The organism is Paenibacillus sp. FSL M7-0802, assembly GCF_038004945.1.
Classification (GTDB): Bacteria; Bacillota; Bacilli; order Paenibacillales; family Paenibacillaceae; genus Paenibacillus; species Paenibacillus polymyxa_B.
This window is the reverse complement of the sequence record NZ_JBBOSD010000001.1, coordinates 5,783,000-5,801,835: the sequence shown is the minus strand read 5'-3', so window position 1 is coordinate 5,801,835 and position 18,836 is coordinate 5,783,000. Positions and strand designations below refer to the sequence as shown.

The 18,836-nt window shown below is 39.4% G+C and carries 19 protein-coding genes and 4 pseudogenes; 6 read left to right on the top strand and 17 right to left on the bottom strand.

What is annotated here, in order from left to right; translation table 11 throughout:
- Positions 1-107: 107 nt before the first annotated feature.
- The 5 genes and pseudogenes from MHB54_RS26555 to MHB54_RS26535 form a co-directional block, all read right to left on the bottom strand.
- A pseudogene (locus MHB54_RS26555) lies at positions 108-365 on the bottom strand (acetyltransferase); the annotation flags it as partial.
- A 140-nt stretch (positions 366-505) separates the two neighbouring features.
- Positions 506-850 (bottom strand): Asp23/Gls24 family envelope stress response protein, encoded by a 345-nt coding sequence (locus MHB54_RS26550; RefSeq protein WP_053325496.1) that lies wholly within the window; start codon positions 848-850, stop codon positions 506-508.
- A 106-nt stretch (positions 851-956) separates the two neighbouring features.
- Complete coding sequence (locus MHB54_RS26545) at positions 957-1,532, bottom strand: TetR/AcrR family transcriptional regulator (protein WP_053325497.1); 576 nt, start codon at positions 1,530-1,532, stop codon at positions 957-959.
- Positions 1,533-1,631: 99 nt separating this feature from the next.
- Positions 1,632-1,946, bottom strand: coding sequence for a DMT family transporter (locus tag MHB54_RS26540; protein WP_053325498.1), 315 nt, complete (start codon positions 1,944-1,946; stop codon positions 1,632-1,634).
- Positions 1,947-1,949: 3 nt separating this feature from the next.
- Positions 1,950-2,291, bottom strand: coding sequence for a DMT family transporter (locus tag MHB54_RS26535; protein WP_264453744.1), 342 nt, complete (start codon positions 2,289-2,291; stop codon positions 1,950-1,952).
- A 918-nt stretch (positions 2,292-3,209) separates the two neighbouring features.
- Between MHB54_RS26535 and MHB54_RS26530 the strand changes: the two are divergent.
- A pseudogene (locus MHB54_RS26530) lies at positions 3,210-3,382 on the top strand (TetR-like C-terminal domain-containing protein); the annotation flags it as partial.
- 279 nt (positions 3,383-3,661) lie between these two features.
- Here the strand turns inward: MHB54_RS26530 and MHB54_RS26525 are convergent.
- The gene (locus tag MHB54_RS26525) at positions 3,662-4,114 is read right to left on the bottom strand and encodes a hypothetical protein (RefSeq protein ID WP_167348630.1); all 453 of its coding nucleotides are present in this window, start codon (positions 4,112-4,114) and stop codon (positions 3,662-3,664) included.
- A gap of 99 nt (positions 4,115-4,213) precedes the next feature.
- Here MHB54_RS26525 and MHB54_RS26520 point away from each other — a divergent pair, with 99 nt between their 5' ends.
- The gene (locus tag MHB54_RS26520) at positions 4,214-5,518 is read left to right on the top strand and encodes a pectate lyase family protein (protein ID WP_071558271.1); all 1,305 of its coding nucleotides are present in this window, start codon (positions 4,214-4,216) and stop codon (positions 5,516-5,518) included.
- 168 nt (positions 5,519-5,686) lie between these two features.
- Here the strand turns inward: MHB54_RS26520 and MHB54_RS26515 are convergent.
- A pseudogene (locus tag MHB54_RS26515) lies at positions 5,687-5,992 on the bottom strand (hypothetical protein); the annotation flags it as partial.
- Between MHB54_RS26515 and MHB54_RS26510 the strand changes: the two are divergent.
- Positions 5,946-6,134: pseudogene (locus tag MHB54_RS26510) on the top strand (PfkB family carbohydrate kinase); the annotation flags it as partial. The pseudogenes MHB54_RS26515 and MHB54_RS26510 sit on opposite strands and share 47 nt — an antisense overlap.
- 371 nt (positions 6,135-6,505) lie before the next feature.
- Here MHB54_RS26510 and MHB54_RS26505 read toward each other — a convergent pair.
- The 8 genes from MHB54_RS26505 to MHB54_RS26470 all read right to left on the bottom strand — a co-directional run bounded on the left by MHB54_RS26505 (position 6,506) and on the right by MHB54_RS26470 (position 13,462).
- Positions 6,506-6,802 (bottom strand): DUF6250 domain-containing protein, encoded by a 297-nt coding sequence (locus tag MHB54_RS26505; RefSeq protein ID WP_053325502.1) that lies wholly within the window; start codon positions 6,800-6,802, stop codon positions 6,506-6,508.
- Positions 6,803-6,839: 37 nt separating this feature from the next.
- Positions 6,840-7,313 carry a PTS sugar transporter subunit IIA gene (locus MHB54_RS26500; RefSeq protein ID WP_023988785.1) on the bottom strand — a complete coding sequence of 158 codons (474 nt, stop codon included), beginning with the start codon at positions 7,311-7,313 and terminating at the stop codon, positions 6,840-6,842.
- A gap of 45 nt (positions 7,314-7,358) precedes the next feature.
- A complete protein-coding gene (locus MHB54_RS26495; protein WP_053325503.1) occupies positions 7,359-9,419 on the bottom strand; it encodes a BglG family transcription antiterminator in 2,061 nt (686 codons plus the stop codon).
- Between the two features lie 161 nt (positions 9,420-9,580).
- Positions 9,581-10,144, bottom strand: coding sequence for a 6-phospho-3-hexuloisomerase (gene hxlB / locus MHB54_RS26490; protein WP_025722481.1), 564 nt, complete (start codon positions 10,142-10,144; stop codon positions 9,581-9,583).
- 10 nt (positions 10,145-10,154) lie between these two features.
- Positions 10,155-11,207: a galactitol-1-phosphate 5-dehydrogenase gene (locus tag MHB54_RS26485; protein WP_023988788.1), complete on the bottom strand. Its 1,053-nt coding sequence runs from the start codon at positions 11,205-11,207 to the stop codon at positions 10,155-10,157.
- A complete protein-coding gene (gene rpe, locus MHB54_RS26480; protein WP_053325504.1) occupies positions 11,204-11,869 on the bottom strand; it encodes a ribulose-phosphate 3-epimerase in 666 nt (221 codons plus the stop codon). Before rpe ends, MHB54_RS26485 begins: the two co-directional genes overlap by 4 nt.
- A 22-nt stretch (positions 11,870-11,891) precedes the next feature.
- Positions 11,892-13,145, bottom strand: a complete 1,254-nt coding sequence (locus MHB54_RS26475) for a PTS transporter subunit IIC (protein WP_023988790.1) — start codon at positions 13,143-13,145, stop codon at positions 11,892-11,894.
- Positions 13,146-13,159: 14 nt separating this feature from the next.
- Positions 13,160-13,462, bottom strand: a complete 303-nt coding sequence (locus MHB54_RS26470) for a PTS sugar transporter subunit IIB (protein WP_049828419.1) — start codon at positions 13,460-13,462, stop codon at positions 13,160-13,162.
- Positions 13,463-13,762: 300 nt separating this feature from the next.
- On the opposite strand from MHB54_RS26470, the gene MHB54_RS26465 reads away from it, so the two are divergent.
- Positions 13,763-14,122 (top strand): hypothetical protein, encoded by a 360-nt coding sequence (locus MHB54_RS26465; RefSeq protein WP_028541587.1) that lies wholly within the window; start codon positions 13,763-13,765, stop codon positions 14,120-14,122.
- An 822-nt stretch (positions 14,123-14,944) separates the two neighbouring features.
- On the opposite strand, the gene MHB54_RS26460 is transcribed toward MHB54_RS26465, so the two are convergent.
- A complete protein-coding gene (locus MHB54_RS26460) occupies positions 14,945-15,685 on the bottom strand; it encodes an SDR family oxidoreductase (RefSeq protein WP_023988792.1) in 741 nt (246 codons plus the stop codon).
- 177 nt (positions 15,686-15,862) lie between these two features.
- Between MHB54_RS26460 and MHB54_RS26455 the strand changes: the two genes are divergently transcribed.
- Complete coding sequence (locus tag MHB54_RS26455) at positions 15,863-16,438, top strand: TetR/AcrR family transcriptional regulator (RefSeq protein ID WP_023988793.1); 576 nt, start codon at positions 15,863-15,865, stop codon at positions 16,436-16,438.
- 725 nt (positions 16,439-17,163) lie between these two features.
- Here MHB54_RS26455 and MHB54_RS26450 read toward each other — a convergent pair.
- Positions 17,164-17,826: a nitroreductase family protein gene (locus MHB54_RS26450; RefSeq protein ID WP_023988794.1), complete on the bottom strand. Its 663-nt coding sequence runs from the start codon at positions 17,824-17,826 to the stop codon at positions 17,164-17,166.
- A 190-nt stretch (positions 17,827-18,016) separates the two neighbouring features.
- On the opposite strand from MHB54_RS26450, the gene MHB54_RS26445 reads away from it, so the two are divergent.
- Positions 18,017-18,607, top strand: a complete 591-nt coding sequence (locus tag MHB54_RS26445; protein WP_023988795.1) for a TetR/AcrR family transcriptional regulator — start codon at positions 18,017-18,019, stop codon at positions 18,605-18,607.
- Positions 18,608-18,836 lie beyond the last annotated feature (229 nt).

The following is an 18,836-nucleotide window of genomic DNA, read 5'->3' as shown; positions in this document are numbered from 1 at the left end:
ATCAATCACTCACATGAAAGATTCTCAAACCTCATGGTTCAATCCTGTCTTGGATATAGCTCTTCAATTTAAATCTTACATCTATATGAGACTAAATATATTTCTTCTTAGTTAAGATCCTCACTCAGATTTATCGAGCGGATCTCTTTGGCAGGATTCCCCCCTCCTGATGCGACGATTACTTTATGGCCAATCGACACAGCTCTTCCGCATACCCAAACATTGTTGCCAATAGAAACAGGTGCTCCATTTTCAGGGTCTCTAATTCGTTCATATGGATCTATGGGGTGTGGTGCCGTATAGACATGAACGCCAGGACCCAACAAACAGTTATCCCTTATCCGCACCTCGCATACATCTAGGATAACTTCAAGATGTATGCTCTTGTCCACAACCGTTCGCCCCTACTAATGATTCTTATACAAGAAAAAACGGATAAAGGTAGTCGATCAAGTTGATCGGCTACCTTCTCGTTTGATGAATGGTTAACGTTTCCCGTATGAGATCAATCAATGGATACCCCCACAATAGTTACATTAACGCGGTCAATGCTTACTCCAGTGAAATTTTCAACAGCTTCCTTAACATTCGATTGAAGTACCTTACAGACTTCTGGCACTTTTAATCGGTGTTGAATGGTTATGCATAAGTGAATATCGAGTCCCGTAGCGGTTTCCTTTAACTCAATGCCATTTTGACTACTGTTTCCGCCGAAGCGACTAGTAATATTTTCAATAATTCCATTTGATGTACACGTGATCCCGGTAATAGCATTTGCTGATTTGAGAGTAATTTTAGAAATAATTTGTTTGGATATATTGATTTTCCCCATCGCATTTTCAATGAACATACATCATCCCCGCCTTCAATACTTGATTAGAGAAGTTTACTTCCCTGTGAATGATATATAATGTATCTTTTGAAACTAAATTGTATCATTGTTAAGCACTGTGCACTTACAATTTATGCTCTTTAAAACCATGATAAAAAGTATTCACAACCAACTCAGCTGCGGAATTTCTGGCAATATTCCCTTCGACTACTTGCTGCCAAGTAAGAAATAGAAGTGAGTACAGTACATTGACAATCCAGTTCTTGTCAATATTTTCACGAAAATACCCTTTCTGTTGCAGAAACCCAATTGCATGCAGTATAGGTTCTCTTAACTTCTCATCTTCTTCCTCGATTTCTTTGTTAGCATTGACGCTAGCATCATGGTTCAGAAAATAAATTTTATCACCGAGTGGAATCAAGGCCTCAATGAGCTCAGGAATATAGGTTTCGTAATTCTCTTCATCCAACCTGATATCTTTCGTAGTCTCTGCAACAACTTCTATAGCACGAAACCCTAAATAAATCATCAATTGTTCCCGGCTCTCAACATAACGATGCAAGGTTGCAATGCCGATTCCTGCAGATTCGGCAATCTCATGCATGGAAGCACTCGGCTTCTCAATCAAGCACTTAGTCGCTTCATCTAAAATAGTATTCAATCGTATTTGCTTAATTGACGTAAGTTCTTGCTTCTTCATATCGCACCTCTTGGTGAGCAAATGTTTTTTGCATTCAATAGTGGTTCACTTGAAAGTATAACAGGAATCACACCTCAAATTTATTGGTTTTTTTAATTGCTAGGATACTAACTTTAATCCAACTATACTAAAGATAATTCCGCCAACGAATGCTAATTTTTTAACATTCTTAGGCTCTTTGAAAACATACATACCTAACAGTACACTTCCTGAGGCACCAATACCTGTCCAGATCCCGTAGCCAATACTGATTGGAATTTCTCTTAAAGACAAAGAAAGGAAAATAAAACTTAACCCGAGAAACAAAGCGAAAGTTAATGTATGCTTCAGTTTAGTGAAACCTTCTGAAAATTTCAAAAATATGACCCCACCAACTTCAAATAAACCTGCTAGAACTAAAAAGAACCAACTCATATTCTATACACCTGCTTCTTCTTTTGGTTGATTAGATACTAACTTTAGACCTATAATACAAAAAATCAGCGTACACACTAACATTATTTTAAGTGCACTTACTTTATCTCCTAAAAAAATCATTCCAACAAGAGCGGTACCAAAAGAACCAAGTCCCGTAAAAACTGCATAGGCTGTAGATACAGGTAGGATTTTTATGGATTTCGCAAAAAAATAGAAGCTTCCAACCATTAGAATGACAGTAGGGATTACAATTTCTATTTTTGTAAACCCATCTGAAAATGCCAAACCTAAGGCCCAACCTATCTCTAAAATTCCTCCAACAATAAGAAACAACCATGCCATGAAAATCTCTCCTTAACTGTCATTATTAGAATCATCCCAATCCTGCTGTCACATCATACATAAATAACTTATAATAAAGTATTTATCTTTAAACGGCCTAGTTCATCCCGAAAAACGTAGACCGCTTGATTTCGTCAACTAATGTGGTTCATAAGCTCGGGGATTAGGGGATTACCTTTCTTTTTTACACCTTCATCATTCCTCTCAAAGCTAAAAATGAAATAAAACTTTATTTATTGATAGAATATTGTATCATTTGTGTGTATTGTAAACCAAAAAAAATTCAATTGCAACTTTTATTATTTTGGGACTATGTTCTTATCCAGCCTGCATCGCTAAAGTGCCTCATGTCACCCATATCATTAAGAAATGAACTCTTTATGAAGAAATTCTTGAGGATTGCACGTGGATCTCCGTGTTATTCATGAAGAGTACATTGTAAAAATTATTGAGAGTAGACAAATTGACAAACGTTTTGTTCATGCTATCCTTTTTCCGATCAAACCAAATAACCTCCACAGCTATGGAGGTATTGGCCAATTATGAAAACTCGGGGATTAATTATTCCAATAAACCTTGTATTCTGGATCAATGCCGGTTCCACTAAACATACCAATATCAAAACCATTACTAAAATCAAACCCTTTATTTACATCAAAGGTTTTTACGGTATCCTGAATAGCCTTTATACGATCTTTACGATTCGTTTCGAAATACGTCGGTATAATGATGTTTCTGTAACATCTTCGCTAAGTATAGCGCGTCTTCCAAGGCCACTGAGCTTCCATATCCAGTATTCGGGTTTATTGTGTGTGCGCATCTCCTATGACAACAACCCTTCCTTTCGACCAACTCGGAATAGGGTCAACACAGTATATTTGCTTAGAGATAATATTAAAAGAATTTTTGATGATCTCAGACACGGATTTATTCGAAGATGTGATATTGCAATATGCTGGGATTGCTTATGTAGGGGTCATTGAATGGTGGATTCGAAATGGAATGCCCTATCACCGCAAGTCATGGCTACGCAAGTTGGGTCCTTGTTAGAAAGGGTAGTTCTCGTCATCCTTATATCTGCAGCCTTTTGAGCGCGAATAGCTGTTCTGTCAAGAAAGAGGCAGTTTCCCTTTTCCATAAAGGTTACAGTATACAACGAAACACTAAAACAACAGCAGACGATCGGCTGCCGTTGTTTTAGTGTTTTTTTCATTTTTTATTAGAGTTTATTATATACACTTCCTCGGTTACGGGCTCTAACCAGTCTGTTTGTCCAATACTTTGCTGAACTACCCAAGCATTCGTAATATCTCAATCCTTTTCTTTATCAATTCATTTGATTACTTGTATTGGTGTGCCCAGCCCATTTCTTACCGCTTTTCACTTTTCTGATCTTTATTACTTAGAGAGAATACTTCCATATTATCAATTGTTTGCAACTCAACATTAGCTGTAAATTTTACGTCCTTCGGAATAATATATGGCTTTTCATTATTATTAATTGCAGCTTCCTTGAATTGTGTAGGCTCATTCTTTAATCCGCTTAAAGACATAGATATTTCTATTACCTTGCTTTGAATACTGCGTTTTTCAACTTGTGTCACATAAACAATAAATAACAAAATAATAGATATGATTATACTTAAAATTATTAAAGTAACTTTAAAAAGATTTTTTCTCAAGCCTACTAAATCCCTTTCTTTTTTAGAGTAATTATTAACAGACATCCTCCGCTTAACTTTGTTCCGTAGCACCTCCATATTCGCTTGGGCAAGGCGGCCTGATACAGCCAGCGATAGATTCGACAAAAACGGCTGATTCAAATCTTTTTATGCTGAAATAGTTGGAACCACTTTCAAAAAAAGCTATATTAGGATATATATATTATCCTTAGCATGAGAAAAAAAGGAGGAATATCCTAAATGGATGTACGAAGCTGTTTGCAACAAGGATGGAAGGTAGGCTTATGTATGTTGTTGTTGTGGATATGGATGATGGGGGCTGTAACAGCGGGTGAAGCCGGAGCACAACCGGTGTTCCCGGGAGCCGTGGGATACGGGACTGACACTTCAGCAGGCCGGGGCGGAAAAATAATCAAAGTGACCAACCTGAACAATGACGGGCAAGGCTCATTTCGTGCGGCATTAGAAACCAAGGGACCGCGGATTATTGTATTTGAAGTCGGCGGTGTCATAAATCTAGAAAAGGAGCGTCTTGAGCTAAGAGAACCCTACGTGACCATCGCAGGTCAAACGGCTCCCTCCCCTGGCATTACATTCATCCAGGGAGGTATGCAGATCAGAACGCATGATGTGTTGATGCAGCACGTCCGGTTTCGGATGGGCAACGGTGACAGCACTCAAGGCGCAGGCTTTGAACCAGATGTATCCACTTACGGAGCCTCCGCTTATAACATTGTCATTGACCATTGCTCCTTTTCTTGGGGAGTGGATGAGAACATGTCCTTCTCAGGTCCTCGTACCAGCGGAACCAAGGCGACTACCCACCGTGTAACACTCAGTAATAGTATTATCGCCGAAGGCCTGTATAATTCCGTTCATGAGAAGGGCCCCCATTCCATGGGCACGCTCGTTCATGATTACGTCCAGGACGTGGCAGTCATCGGAAACCTTTATGCCCATAACATGGAACGTAATCCGTGGTTCAAAGCATTCTCGACGGGCGTAATTGTTAACAATGTCATTTATAATCCAGGAAAATGGGCAATTCGACTCGGATTCGTGGAGAATGAATGGACGGATACGGGGATCAAACCGGAAGGCCCTAGAGTCAGTATCGTCGGGAATTACATGCGGCATGGAGTAGATACGATTAAAGGGTTAGGAATTGTCGGAACGAACAGTAAAAGCGGCTGGGCTTATCTCAAAGATAATCTTGCTTATGACCGTAATGGCAAGTCAGTCCCGCTGACTTTTGGCGGAATCAAGGAACTTGACAATCCACCTGTTTGGGTTGAAGGACTTGAAGCACTAGCTGCCTCAGAAGTAGTAAAGGAGGTCACTGAGCATGCAGGAGCAAGGCCGCAGGACCGGGATGCAACAGATCAACGAATTATCTCCGATTTTCTGACTGGTCGAGGAAAGATAATTGATAGTCAGGAAGATGTAGGGGGATACCCGGATGTTCCAGCGACCTACCGTGCTTTAAATGTACCTGACCACAGCATTGACGAATGGTTGTATCAATTTTCAATTGAGTTGGAGTAGTCTTTAATGCTCTTTAACAAGATCTAGTACAGTCCAGCATTCTGACTTGGGTACCTCCTAAGATTATAGGTATCTGATGTCCAATGAAAAGATCTGCTCAAACGTTTTTCGATTGCCCTCATTCGTATAAATTGCAATCAAGCCTGATCCTTCTTCGTTGAAAAGTCAGCTTGTACTGTTCTTATCCACCACCGCACTTCCCGAGAAGCTCGCTCCGTCCTCTCCAGGCAGAATTGTCGGTGGGAGTTCTCCCCAATACATGCGACCAAAGTCAGGCCGCGTATCACGGGGCGTATGCTGGTAGAACAGGTGGTACTCTCCCTCATGGTAAACCAAGCCGTTAGGATCGTTCATCCAATTTTTCTCAGGAGAATAATGAAATTGAGGCCTGTATGTCTCCCTATAATAACTGTTTGAGATCCCACCTTTTTTTGTTTCAGCCTTTCTGGATGAGCACCATGTGGATACGTCCATGCTCCTTTTTGATCCGGCAACTCCGACTACACTTGCCTTTGTTTCCCTTACCGCTAACGGCGAACGGGATTTCGTGTTCAATCGCGGAGCTGACCGTCAGCTGTCTCTGCAGGACATTGATAGAAAATGGACCCGGCAGGCTGGAGGAATTTATCACAATATCCAGAAGAGGAATTAAACATCATTACAGGGCTAGCTGAGTCAGCCTAAGGCATTTACCTCCAACGCGAAGCAGCAGGAGGAATTTGTGACACTTGCCAATCAAGTCGGCGCCATCGTGTGTACTAAAGTTGGAGCGATTGCTGCCTTGCCGTCGTTGGAAGAAGTTAATCGTTTCGTAGCGCAAGGTTGAATCAAGGAATGAAGCGTAAAAACAGCAAAAGGTGTCCCACTATCTCTAAGGTCGCTGGACACCTTTTTATGTAGAGGTCCGTCATTCATTGGAAAGATGCTACTGATCAGGGCACCTTCCAATGAATGACGGAAAGCTTGGTGAAAATTCAAACTTATTATTTATGATGCGCATCCCTGTTGCTCTCGATTAATAAAATGAAGCGAGAGCATCGCGTCCTTATAATTGATAGGTCGATGAAAATGACTGACTGAAGGTAAGAATATATATACATTGAGACCAAAGTATCCTTCTTTATAAGTTTGATCTTTTGTGTCGATAACTAATTTATTGTTCAAATAAACCTTAGTGATATTGCCTTGCGCTTCTACTTTGAGATGATAATCTGTATTTGGCTGTAAATCCAGTTTTCCATCATTGTTATATGTCGCAATTTCATATCCGGTCCCATCAACCAATTTAATTAATTTTACAACATTATTTTATGTGTCTCTATTAAAGCAACTTCAAGAGTATTTCCTCGATCTCGGCAGGATTAGTTGCATTTTGAAAACGTTTAACGAATTTTTCTTCTTGAAACAAACTTGTTAAGTTCTTTAAAAATGAGATGTGCATCTTAGGATTTTTTACTACAAGTACCATCACAATTTCTGCGTTGACAGTTACATCAGATCCCCCCATATCCTCGAACTCTATGCTATTATCTAAAACTGCAACGGCAATAGCAGTTTCGTTAACGAATTCTTTATTTGTATGTGGAATTGCTATACCAATTGTCCCCATGTTGATTCCGGTCGGATATTCGATTTCACGTTGAAGCAAAGATTCTGTATATCCTTTTTTGGCATAATTTTTCTCTTCTATCTTTTTTCCAAAGCTTTTGATAAGCTCTTCCCTCGAATCGTAACGTGCGTGCAGTTGAATTAAATCCTGATCAAACACGAGTCCATTTATCGTTTTTGCGCTCATAATAATTACTCCCTTTTATAAAAATCGGAAAACATAGATATCTTTTTAATAATCCGTACCATATTTTTTGATGATACTATGGATATCCATTGCACTTTGGGCTTGAATGATAGCTTCACAATCATCTTTACTTTCAACAAGTTTCATTAACTGAACCAATGCCCTTAAGTGCTGTTGTTTATCGACAGCGGCTATGATAATAACGATGTTTATCGGCCTATTTCTTGCAAATTCAACGCCTTGCTCTAAACGGAGCAAGCTCATAGCTACTTCGTTTACCCCACTTTCAGGACTATCATGAGGAATTGCCACATTTGGGCTAATAATGATATACGGATCTTCCACATCGTAATGTTGGATCATAGCTTCTACATAAGAAGGTTGGATACTCCCTTGAAGCAGCAGCGGTAGCGCCCCTAATCGTATAGCCTCTTCCCAAGATGATACTGAAGGAAGCAATGTAATATTCTCCGGCGTTATCAGGTCATGCAAATTTGTCTTTTGTAATTCGGGTTGTGATTTGAAAGACAACGAGTGATGGCTTGTAAAGTAGTGTTGTAATTCCTTTGCAAGAAGTTGCCTGTTCTGAACGGTTGCATATTTCTCAACGATCTCCAGAATATTTTTCAAACTTAATTCAGATGGAGTGAATCCATGCAATAATTCCATCACTTGTTTTCGTAGAGAGATCTTTTCTTCCTTTTGTAATATTGGCTTGACTATAAATAGTCGTTTGTTCGTTTGCAGATATACGGAAGAAAAAACAATGTCATATTCCAAATCATACATCTTGAATTCTCTCACAGATAAGGAATCCAAAAAAATGAATTCAGGAAATAAATCATTCAAAGTAATTAGTAAAAGCTTAGAAACGGATACTCCGTTAGCGCAAACCACTACTGCTTTTGTTTTACTCAGAATGCTGTCTCCTTGCTTTGTTAACCAACCGCCTATCAGCATCGTTAAATAAGTGCATTCACTATCTGGAATATCACAGCCAATGTAATCAGCTAAAGGTTTTGCTGACTTTTTTACAAGGTGGTGCAGTTCTATGAATTCACTATTAATTGTTTCTTGTAGTGGATTAGTAATAGTAAGTTTGTATTTAATGCGATAATATGCAGGTTTTATATGCAGCATGATCATATGCAACAACTGCTTTTTGTCTTGTAAGAGGATGCAGGACATTTTCTCGAATCGCTCCAGCATCTTTTTCAATGCCTGATTTAAATCTGATACAATGTCTTCCCCAAGGAGCTCAGATGAGGAAACATTCGTCGTAAGAATTTGCAGTGTGATGAATAATCTTTCCTCGGTCGGGATATGCACCAAATCCGATAGTAGTTCTTGAACCGCTTGGTACTCCTTGGTATCCGATAATTCTTCATAGCTAATATGAGAGGAATTTATTGTTTTCCCAAGTTTGATTCTTCGCAGCAAGATCAGTAGGATATGCGGCAAAGTTTTCATCTTATCATCTGTAAATTTCAAGCTCAGATGGCTTTCAATCTTTTCAAGACGTTCATGAATCTGTTGCACTTCTTTTTCAGTGATCTCTGCTAACTGTTGAACCCATTTTTCCCCATTGTACATGTGATGAATTTTGTTAACGACATCAATCAATAACTTTCTTTTTTGAAATTCAACACCCTCAATTGAGTAACCAGATAACCGGGAATAACGGATACTAAGATCATAAGGTTCGACTAATTCTTGTGCTGCTTTTAGATCATTTAGTATGGTATTCTTGCTTACGTAAATGGAACTGGTAAAATGAAATAAAGATAATTCTTCACTACGACTCAGTAGGATCAGAATAATAAGTTCTACTCGCTCTGCTTCAGAAAAAATATATTTTTTTGTCGAAGGCTTGTTTACTTCATTAGGCACAGCAGAGAAGAGAGTAGCATCAACAATAAAAACACCCTGTTTATTCCGTTCAATTTTTGGTAGGCGTTGGCCCTCTAACCAGTCATTGATTTTTTCAAGGCTGTAACTGATTTGCCTGCGGCTTAAACCATACTTATGTTCCAAGTTCTTACTCTTCACACTTGGATTTGATAACAATTCTTGCAGCAAGCTGCTGCTTCTATCATCAAGCTGCATGGCTCTCTCTCCTCCTTCCTTGTTAATAATAATATTGACAGCTCCAGAGGATTATATAAGAGGCTTCAAGTTTAGGTCGTATTCAAATTACTCAATTTAATCTTTGCTCTTGGAGGCGCTCTGTGAAGAATCGAAATTTTGTTCTGCCTCAAATCAAACGTTTATTCCAAATTAGCATGTCTTAATTTCATGTCATCATAGGTTTCATTAAAATTAGCTACCCATTCCAAAACAATCGCATCATACAAGAGAAGACTTAATTGCTCAAATGCCGATCCCATTGGTTGAATAGAAGATTCCATTAAATCAGTATCCGTTTCTTTATTGTCAACATTAATTAAAAGCATGTAATCAGCTAGTTTCCCCAAAGTCGACTGCGAATTCGTTGTATTAAGAATTACCTTTGCTCCTGATTGCTTTGCTTTTTTTGCATTTACTATTAGACCAGCGGTTTCTCCTGAACCAGAACCAATAAATAAAATATCCTCTGCTTGAATGCTTGGAGTAGTAATATCACCAACAATATAAACCGTTTTACCTAAGTGCAACAGTCGATTAGCGAAAGCACGGATCGCTAAACCTGATCTCCCTGAACCAGCAAGGAAAATCCGCTTTGTATTATACAAGACTTGTAGAATTTGTTCACTTTCACCAACATTCATTAAGGAAATACTTCTTTCTAATTCTTTCATAATGACTTCCATTTGTTTAATTAATTTGTCCATAAGTTCACCTTCAGCTTTCTGGATACATGATTACCTTGCCGATAAGTTCTTTTCTTTCCATTAATCGTTCAAACATTTCTGAACCTTCTTCAAGCGGTATACGATGTGTAATCATTTTTTTAGTATTTAATCTGTTATTGTGCATAAAGTGAACAGTCGTTGCCCATTCCTTACCTGGGAATGGTGCGGATACACAACTCCATGATCCCCACACGGTTAACTCACTTCTTAGGATTTTTTCAAAATAAAATCTTTCCATCGCAACGTCTGCATAAGGGATACCTAGGAACACAACTCCGCCGCCTTTTTTGGCGTAACCAAACACAGTTGCTGCTGTATGGGGCGTTCCAGCTGCTTCAACTACAATATCTGCATTCATGCCATCCGTATATTCAGCGACCTTTGTCAGAACATCTTCATTCAGAGAATTTATCGTATAATCGGCGCCTAATTCCTTCGCAATTTGAAGTTTTTCATCATCAATATCAACCGCAATTACTTTTTTCGCGCCAAATATTTTTGCCCATTGAACAGCAAACAACCCAATGGTTCCCCCTGCTCCAACAATGACCACATCGTCGCCCACCGATAGATTGGTTCGATAATACCCATGTAAAACTACAGTAGAAGGTTCTACCATAGAAGCTGATTCGAAATCCAAATCATCAGGTACTTTAACTAAATTCTTCTCTGGGAGTTTAATGTATTCGGCGAATCCACCAGGTTCCTTAGCACCTATTGCATGCAATGAATTCGCTCTAGCTGGTTGACCTGCTCGATAATAATAATCATCTTCTTCAATTAGTGCTGGACATCCAGCAACATGGTCTCCAACTTTTAGATCTGTTACTTGATCGCCAACTTGTTCTACAACACCTGCAAATTCATGTCCCCATACCTGACCAGGTGTGACTGCACCCAATTTTTTATATCGAGAGATATCAGATCCACAAATGCCACATGCTTTTATTTTTACAATGACATCTTTTCCATCCAGTATTTGAGGTTTTTCCGCTCCTCCAAAACGTATGTCTCTGGCACCATACAGTTTTAATGATTTCATTTTCTCTCATCCTTTCTCTCTCCATGTTCTAGACTTTTCAAATTCTTCACATGTGCTTTGTTATTCGAAAATAAATATGATCCGATGACAACCAAAGATGCTCCAGCTTCGATACATTGACTAGCTATACTCTCATCGACTCCACCATCAACTTCGATCTGAATATCTCGTTGACCTATCATTACTTTCAGTTCTCTTATTCTATCAATCGTTTCTTCCATAAAAACTTGATTAGGTCTTCCTGGATTGATCGACATAACTAGAACATAGTCAATGATGTTTAGAAAAGGTTTCAATAAAAAGGTGTCCGTCCCAGGATTAATGACGATCCCTGCTTTCCTTCCATGTTGCTTAATCTGATCAATGACAAAACGAATATGAGGAGTTGATTCATAGTGAACTGATATCATTTCTGCTCCAGTGTCCAACACACTCGCTATATGCTGCTCTGGGGCTGATACCATCATGTGAACATCTAATTTCATATTCACTTGTTTTTTTATATTTTTAATTTGTTCTGGACCAAATGCGATATGAGGGACGAAATTTCCGTCCATCATATCTACATGAAGTACTTGAAATCCTTCTTCATATAAAACATCGCATTCACTTTTTAAGTTCATTAAATCTGCAGCAAATATTGAAGGTAAAATCAGATTCATTATTTTTCCTCTTCTCTAGTCTTTATTTAACTAAAGTGCTTACCCAATAAATTAATAAGTTCCATATCTCAGAAAAAGTAACATCTGTCCCTAAACCTTTTAACTCGACACCTGCGCTGTTAAGCATCTGTGTTGCACCTGGTGCAACAAATCCTGCCAAATAAAATGTGATAATACAAAATACTACTGTCGACACAATAGAACGGAATAGATTTCCTTTACTTGTTAACGTACACATTACAGAAATATAGGTAACAGACATTAACAGTCCTATTGGAAAGAACTGAACTCCAGGTAAAATGAGTGCCAATAACATAACAATTGGAATAGAAACGACTGTAGTTGTAATAGTAGTCGGATCGCCTAAGCCTAGCGCAATATCCATCCCCACATTTAGATTGGAGTTATTCCCCATGCGTTTAATCATAAAGTCTTTTGCCGATTTCCCAATTGGAGATAGCCCGTCCATCATCACTCCAACAACTTTAGGCATTAATACCATAACTCCAGCTATCCCTGTGGCCATAGTCACAATCTCTGTAACAGGTCTTTTAGTAATTGCCCCTAAAACTAATCCAACAATAAATCCAATAATAACTGGGTCCCCGAGAACGCCTATTTTTTTATTAATTTTACTCAGAGAAAACTCCAATTTATTTAAACCAGGAATGAAATCAATGATTCTATTTACCAGCCAGGCAATCGGATAACCCCAAGCTGAATAAATAATAGTTGTGCAGGTTGTACCTTCTAAACCAAAGTATTCTTGCCATTTTGAAGCAATTAAATCACCAACGAATAGAGCAATAACAGACATCACCAATGTTACTACCAACCCTAACCAGAAACTGTCAAAAAGAAAGTAAGCCAAAGCTCCTGGAATTAGAAAATGCATGTAATTCCATATATCCACATTTAACGTTTTTGTCCATCTAAGTCGAACTAATACTAGATTAATAATTAAACCAAGAGGAATTGCTAATGCTGCAAAAGGAGGCACCCAAGATGCCGCCCCTACAGCTGGCCATCCAATATCTGCAATTGTAAATCCAGAACCGATTTTTGCATAATAATCAACTGCCGGTTTTAGGGAGGAATTGAGCAAGCCAACAACTAATGTTAAACCTAAGAAGCCTACCCCAACTAAAAGGCCTGATTTGATAGCGTTTCCAATTTTCATTCGAAAAACTAGACCTAATACGGTGATTATTATTGGTAAAATAGCTGTTGCTCCCATATCAGTAATAGATTTAATAATATTATGCACAGTATCCATTATGATCTACCACCTTAACTATTTTTTAAATCCAGCAGTTTTTCAGCCAATTGATTTTTCAATTTTTCTTCATTAAGCCCTGTTACAAATCCCATGATGTTCATATATGGCTTTTCATCGGTTTTAAAATTATTAGTTGTCAGAACAATATCGACGTTGTCAATAATATTCGGTAATTCCGCCATACTCGTTTTAATGATATCGTAATGTTCAATTCCTGCTTCTTTTAATACCTCTTTCACTCCATCTGCTGCGATAGTAGAAGTTGCTACTCCGCTTCCACAAGCTACGGCGATTTTAATTTTTGAATTTGACATGTTAATTCCTCCTGGTATGTTAGTTTTCGAAGCTAGTTTTAAATCCATTTCCAATCCCAAAGGGTTGAAAAAATCCTCCTTGCAAATTGTTTTATATTTCCTTTTACTCAGCAGGATTAACTTCTTTCTTGCTGTGGATTCATAATAACATGATGAATTCAATTGTTGTATTCGTTTACATCCCACTTTATAGACAACAGGTTGTACAATATAGTGATGAAAAAAATGATTTTCCCTCGATATTTTTCAGGTTAAAATCCATCTATTCCAATGAATTCAATCGTATCAACGAGTTCCGGGTTGGGTACAACGGTAGACGAGGCTGAGCTGCAACATGTAGACGTGAGAGGTGATGAATTCTGGTACATGACGTCCTATGGAGAGGAACCCACATCTGCCACAACGGAGGAAATGACACTTAGCAGTGCAGATTTGGTATTGCCCGGGTTGATTCCATTTTGTCTCACTCGTATATATGACAGCTCCAGGTTTGCTGAACTACAGCTACATTTCTCCAATCCCCCCTCGAAACCAAGAATTTTATTAATTGTTAAGCCTATGTCAAATTACATCAATTCGATTGACGATCATTTTCGCAGGTTGTTAAAATGTGCTCGAAAAACCACTTGGAATCTGATGATGGTTGTTACTGTGGGTTAAAGACATCATTATTCAAAATCCACTCCTTGATCAATCTTATTCGATGTTTTTGATGCGAGGGTCAGTTAATATAGAGAATAGATATGAAGGTGCATTAAGATCACTAAGTGCTCCACGACCACTAACAGGCATTTTTCAGATCGACTTTAAGCATTCCTTTTTCTTAAACTAAATTACTTAAATTACTTTTACTTCAATCTGAAGTGGTCTGTTTCTTTCACTGCGGTTTTGTAGTAAAGCTTCTAGCGCTCCTGCAGATGGCAGTAGAAGAGCATTTGGGGCGGATCAGGGGCAATCGTCTCCCCACTGATGAAATTTAAAGTCTTACTCTGAAATTTCTGAGGTAAGCATAACGACATTTGCTATTTTACAAATGTATAGATAAATGTCTAATTGTTAATTGGATCATGTTTGTGTTCATTACGGCAATCGGGACAAGAACCTGTACCGATAAAACAAAAAAGCCGCTATAATAGTGACTTTCAATGGGACCATGTTCTTGTCTCCCGATTAGACTGGATGTTCTTATTCCGCGCGGCTTTTTGAATTGTCATACCGTCAGACTCCATAAAATAAGTTTTAGACTTACCCTAGAAATTGAAACAGCGACAGAAAATAAAGTCCTAGACTGTCGCTGTTTCATTGAACTAACGTTCCCAGTTAGTTCAAAAAACAATTTAACATGATAGCTCTTGTTATATATAAAGTAAATTCATCTTTCCGTTATCAGCTTACAGTTGGATAATAGCCTTAGATGGTGGATGACCAGTATTTTGATTTTCAGCCATAAGGAAAATTCCCTATCATCTTGTTTGGAAATGTTCAAGGCAACGCGGTCGGCCTAACCATAATTTCACTGATTAGGGTGTCATCAGGTTCATTAATGGCAAACGCGATGGCTCTAGCAATACTGTAAGGAGAAATCCCTATGCCGCTTATTTGATTGGCGATCGTCTGCACTTCCGGGCTGGTAATGCTGTCAAAAAGTTCGGTCTTCGTCAGACCAGGAGCAATCAAGGTAGATCTAATACGCGAAGTCGAAGACTCTTCCAAGCGCAGCCCTTCCGAGATGGCTCTAACTGCGAACTTGGTGGCCGCGTATACGGCATTTGTAGGGGACACATGATAACCGGCTGTAGAGGATAGGTTAATGATATGACCGGACTGCTGCTCCCGCATGGTAGGCAATACCGCTGCGATACCGTATAAAACGCCTTTGATGTTCACATCGATCATTTGATCCCACTCTTCTACTCTTAATTCATTCAGCCTGGAACTCGGCATGACCCCTGCATTGTTCACCAATACATCAATTCGGCCATACACACTTAAGGTAAACTTGGCCAAATTCTGCATATCTTCGGCAGAAACGACGTCTGCTTTTACAGAAACGGCCTCGCCGCCACCCTGTTTAATTTCATTAGCAATCGCATGCAGACGTTCCTCTCTTCTGGCTGCCAATACCACCTTTGCGCCATTTTGTGCCAACAACTTCGCTGTAGCTTTCCCTATTCCGCTGGAGGCTCCAGTTATAATCACCACTTTATCTCGTATATTTTCCATTGTTAAATGCTCCTTTACCCAAAATTTTTCTTGGTGACGTGTGTTGAATATTTAACGGTCGTTGATTAATATTATAGACAGAAGCCCCGATTACTCAATGGTTAATGGATGCGTATTTGTTTTATATACAACAACACCCTAAGAATTGTTGATTAACTGAAGGAGGTAACGAAAGGAATGGAAAACGCTGTTAAAACCGACCGACGCATTCTCCGAACCAAGCAGTCCATAACGAAGTCGTTTCTGGAGCTTTTTTCGGAAAAAGATTTTGAACAAATCACTATTAACGAGATAGCGGAGCTTGCCAATGTTAACCGCGGCACCGTTTATCTGCATTACAGTGACAAATACGACCTTTTGGATAAATGCATTGAAGATCACATCAACGAATTGATTTCGTTGTGCAAGAAACGGGAGGCCAATCCGCTTAGCCAAGGAATGGTACAAGAGCCCAAACCGGTTTTTGATTATTTGCGTGACAATTTCCAGTTTTTCTCTGCTATGTTTTCCAATCAAAGAGCCTTTCTATTCCGGGACCGATTGCTGAATTTCATCTCAGTCAATCTTATGAATAAAATGGAAAGTACTGACAATAAGCCCGTTATCGACAATGAGTTAAAAGCCCAATTCATGGCCTCTGCTTTTATTGGCATTGTGGAGTGGTGGGTACGTCATCAAATGCCGCATTCCACACAATTTATGGCCGATCAGGTTAGGAATTTATTTGAAAAGAATCAAGTTTATCCGAAGTAGCATTGAATGTATCTCAGAACTTTATCCTTTCGCTTTTACGCAAACGCTACCTAATGGGGTTCGGCAATTCTAGGCCACGGTTATGAAGTGTTCCCTTCTTTACATTAATTCCACTAACCTGCCCATAAGCGTAATGAAAAGATCAGCCGATCGTTTGGCCGGCTGCGCTAGCCTGGTTAGCTTAATAAAAATGGAGCAGCTGCCAACTGGCAAAACTGCTCCATACTGTTGTACAACTAACGTTTCGCGTTAGTTGTATGGACTAATTACTGAGTGAATTTCATACTATCTTGACTAGCAACAAATCCAAGTCGTTTATTGAATCTGTAGCATCTTTACGGTGTGTATGGTTGTCAGTTAGATTATTTCGTAACCCATTGTTTTAGCCTCATTAATAGTATAACAAAATGGGGACTCTCCAATTCCTTTGCCATAATAATCCTGTCTACACGAACACCCTCAATTTAACCTCATGTTGTACCTAATCTCGAAAACCTCGGAATAATTAATTGTAAGCTGAATACCACCAATAACTTCGTTGTTATTCGAAAGGAACGATTACAACATTAGCATCTGCTGTTCAATCTTTGCGAGCGCTTCAAGCTGGTATCTTTTTGTACTACCGTCCCGAGCAATCGAGCAAAACAAGAATTGAAATTAACGATGGTATCCCTCAAGTCTCTGCTGGCCGTTGATTATGCGGGCGCCAAGTCTTTTTCATTTTGTTATTCTCTAGGCATTTCGTTAAAGAAAGCTACATCATCAACTGCCAGCCTCACCGTCGGATGACCGGGCTTCGCCGCCTTGCCGATGGCGATCAGCATAATCGGAACGTAGCGTTCTGATATCCGGAACGCTTCCATGAACTTTTGTTTGTTGTAGCCGCCCATCGATACCGTGTCGTAGCCTTTAGCGCGGGCGACAAGCATGAGTTGCATCGATACTAGCCCGCCGTCGGTATAAACTTTTTCGCGGATGGCCTCGGGCGGCATGCTCGAATACATCCCGGTATAGCGTTCCACGAACGATTTAGCCGTCTCTGCAGGCATGTAACCCGCATCGACCGCCATTCCGTAGATTTTCTCGGCCGATTTATAACACTCCAAATCTCCGAGTAGCGCAATGACAGCCGAAGCCTCGACCACTTGCTGTTGAGTGAATGCGATCGGAAGCAGCTTCTGCTTCAGCTCCGGCGAGTCGATAACTAGAAAACGCCACGGCTGCAGGTTAGCGGCTGAAGGAGCGAGCGTGGCTTGCCGCAATATTTCGGTCAATTCCTCCCGCGAAATCTTGATCTCGGGATCATAGCTACGAACTGACCGGCGTTCTCCAATAACATCAAAAAAAAGTTGGTGCTCCATCGTTAGTGACGGTTGTGAAACCGACATGGTTCTCTCCTCCTTTTGGAAAAGCAGCATTCTGCATTTTGTTTCAATACAACATTAGTAGTTTGAACAACACTTGTTGTATTTATATGTTATAATACCAACCGAATGGTACGCAATCATCAATAACCATAAACCGTTGTATAGACAACACCATTTCTATAATGTCGTTTTATTAGGGGAGATCTTAACGATGACCATTAAAAAGAATGAAGCTGATCCTCGTGTGATACGTACACGGCGACTCCTTCAAGACGCTTTTGCTTCATTAATTCAAGAAAAAGACTTTGAATCGATAACCGTTAGGGATATTGCAGAGCGGGCTACTGTTAACAGAGCGACTTTTTATGCGCACTTTGTAGATAAATTCGAAATTCTTGAGGCCAAACTAATGGAATCATTTATGACAATCATAAATCGTAGAATAAACGGTCACGAAGTTCTAAATGAAGAAACAATTCAGAGTATTTTTCTGGGTGTGTGCGATTTTCACAAGGGTCTAAGCACGATGTGCAAAAGAAGGTATACATCGCTTGGACTTGTATTCGAAATTCAAATAAAGGAAAAAATTCAAACGATACTTCTTTCCTTTATAGACAAAGACAAGATGCCATCGAGTCCAAACGCGCACTTCTTAATAAATACAGCTTCTATCATGTTAAGTTGGGGGATGTATGGGGCTGCTTACGTTTGGAACAATGAGGGGTGCCCAATAAGTGCGGAATCATTTGTTAAACAGGCTATGCCCTTAATGATGAACGGAGCCAAAGAACTACTGGGATAGGTCTTGTCGCTATTGCTCTATCCTGCCCGTTCAGATGAAACCAAGCCTGTTGTGCCTGAAGAAAGCAAACGTTGGATTGTATAGTGGCTCATCTTGGAAGAAGGTTTCACCCGTATATTAATGGGCTTACTGAATTGAACATTTTCCTTTGGAACCCACCTGTATTCGCACGTCTCATCAGAAATAGCCAACTCTCCACCCAGTTTTACACACGAAAATCAAACATGAC

Excerpts from the sequence above, each read along its gene's own strand:
- rpe (WP_053325504.1), bottom strand. The coding sequence starts at position 11,869 with ATGAATCTGATTTTACCTTCAATATTTGCTGCAGATTTAATGAACTTA.
- MHB54_RS26540 (WP_053325498.1), bottom strand. The coding sequence starts at position 1,946 with ATGAGTTGGTTCTTTTTAGTTCTAGCAGGTTTATTTGAAGTTGGTGGG.
- MHB54_RS26445 (WP_023988795.1), top strand. The coding sequence starts at position 18,017 with ATGACCATTAAAAAGAATGAAGCTGATCCTCGTGTGATACGTACACGG.
- MHB54_RS26460 (WP_023988792.1), bottom strand. The coding sequence starts at position 15,685 with ATGGAAAATATACGAGATAAAGTGGTGATTATAACTGGAGCCTCCAGC.
- MHB54_RS26535 (WP_264453744.1), bottom strand. The coding sequence starts at position 2,291 with ATGGCATGGTTGTTTCTTATTGTTGGAGGAATTTTAGAGATAGGTTGG.
- MHB54_RS26495 (WP_053325503.1), bottom strand. The coding sequence starts at position 9,419 with ATGCAGCTTGATGATAGAAGCAGCAGCTTGCTGCAAGAATTGTTATCA.
- MHB54_RS26485 (WP_023988788.1), bottom strand. The coding sequence starts at position 11,207 with ATGAAATCATTAAAACTGTATGGTGCCAGAGACATACGTTTTGGAGGA.
- MHB54_RS26520 (WP_071558271.1), top strand. The coding sequence starts at position 4,214 with ATGGATGTACGAAGCTGTTTGCAACAAGGATGGAAGGTAGGCTTATGT.
- hxlB (WP_025722481.1), bottom strand. The coding sequence starts at position 10,144 with ATGGACAAATTAATTAAACAAATGGAAGTCATTATGAAAGAATTAGAA.
- MHB54_RS26500 (WP_023988785.1), bottom strand. The coding sequence starts at position 7,313 with ATGAGCGCAAAAACGATAAATGGACTCGTGTTTGATCAGGATTTAATT.
- MHB54_RS26550 (WP_053325496.1), bottom strand. The coding sequence starts at position 850 with ATGTTCATTGAAAATGCGATGGGGAAAATCAATATATCCAAACAAATT.
- MHB54_RS26545 (WP_053325497.1), bottom strand. The coding sequence starts at position 1,532 with ATGAAGAAGCAAGAACTTACGTCAATTAAGCAAATACGATTGAATACT.
- MHB54_RS26470 (WP_049828419.1), bottom strand. The coding sequence starts at position 13,462 with ATGTCAAATTCAAAAATTAAAATCGCCGTAGCTTGTGGAAGCGGAGTA.
- MHB54_RS26455 (WP_023988793.1), top strand. The coding sequence starts at position 15,863 with ATGGAAAACGCTGTTAAAACCGACCGACGCATTCTCCGAACCAAGCAG.
- MHB54_RS26475 (WP_023988790.1), bottom strand. The coding sequence starts at position 13,145 with ATGGATACTGTGCATAATATTATTAAATCTATTACTGATATGGGAGCA.
- MHB54_RS26450 (WP_023988794.1), bottom strand. The coding sequence starts at position 17,826 with ATGTCGGTTTCACAACCGTCACTAACGATGGAGCACCAACTTTTTTTT.